Origin of the sequence: Thermotoga sp. 38H-to (genome assembly GCF_011057665.1) — a bacterium.
Taxonomy (GTDB): domain Bacteria; phylum Thermotogota; class Thermotogae; order Thermotogales; family Thermotogaceae; genus Thermotoga.
The window spans coordinates 1-1345 of record NZ_LNFZ01000005.1; the positions used below are offsets into that span (position 1 = coordinate 1).

Sequence of the window (1345 nt, forward strand, 5' to 3'; positions counted from 1 at the left end):
GAAACTGGTGTTTGAAGAACTAAATACGGCTCAGTAATTATCATCAACCAATCCGTTAACATTTGGAGGGGGGAGACCCCCTCTTTGTATTTGAACCATTACCCGGAATTTAGAGGAGGTGCACACATGCCTACCATAGTATTTGTAGGAGCGGGGAGTGTGAGGTACACGATCAAGCTGGTAGGGGACCTGGCGAAGACACCGGATTTGTATGGGTCAAGACTGGTACTGATGGACATCGACGAAGAAAGGTTGAAAGCAACGTACATTCTCGTCACAAAGTACCTCAGAGAACTGAATGCAGAGTACACAGTGGAACAGACGACAAGCCTTGAGGAGGCACTTGAAGGGGCAGATTTTGTCATCAACACAGCCCTCTACAGGGCACCAGGGCACGAAGACGGATACGTACACTACGAGATCATGAGGGAAGTAGGGGAGAGACATGGCTACTACAGAGGGATAGACAGCCAGGAGCTGAACATGGTCTCGGACTACTACACACTCAGCAACTACAACCACCTGAAGATGAGTCTTGATATAGCAAAGGCAGTGGAGAAGATAGCACCGAATGCGTGGATACTGCAGACGGCCAATCCTGTTTTTGAGATCACACAACTTGTGAAGAGGCTTACGAAGGCAAAGATAGTGGGTTTCTGCCACGGGTATGCGCACGTGTTCCACCTTGCGAAAGTACTCGGTGTGGAGCCAGAGGAATTAGACTGGCAGGTAGCAGGGGTGAACCATGCGATATGGATGAACAGGTTCAGATGCAGAGGGGAAGATCTCTATCCGAAGCTGGACGAATGGATAGAGGAGAACGCGTCGCGATGGGAGCCGAAGAATCCATGGGATGTGGACTTTTCACCTGCAGCGATAGACATGTACAGGTTCTACGGGATGTACCCGATAGGGGACACGGTGAGGAGTGGGACATGGAAATACCACTACGATCTTGAGACGAAGAAGAGATGGTACGGGAAGTTTGGGGGGATAGACAACGAAGTGGAAAGGCCGAAGTTCTACGAGAGTTTGAGGGAGCAGAGGAAGAGGCTGATGGAACTTGCGAAAGAAGTAGAGAAAGATCCGACGATAGAGCTGACGAAGGTGTGGCCTGAGGTGTTCACAACAGGCAGTGAGAGTGTAGAACAGCACATACCTTTCATCAACGCGCTTGTGAATGACAAGAAGGCGAGGCTTGTATTGAACATAGAGAACAGAGGGGTGATAAAGGGGATACCGGACGATGTAGTGGTGGAGGTGCCAGTGGTAGTTGATAAAGAGGGGATACATCCGGAGAAGATAGAGCCTGATCTTACAGACAGGATCAAGAAGTTCTACTTAC

General features: G+C 49.6%; 1 protein-coding gene. It reads left to right on the top strand.

Annotated elements, in window-relative coordinates:
- Window positions 1-126: 126 nt before the first annotated feature.
- A partial coding sequence (aglA, locus tag AS158_RS09240; protein WP_165304910.1) for an alpha-glucosidase AglA occupies window positions 127-1345 on the top strand: 1219 nt, incomplete at its 3' end.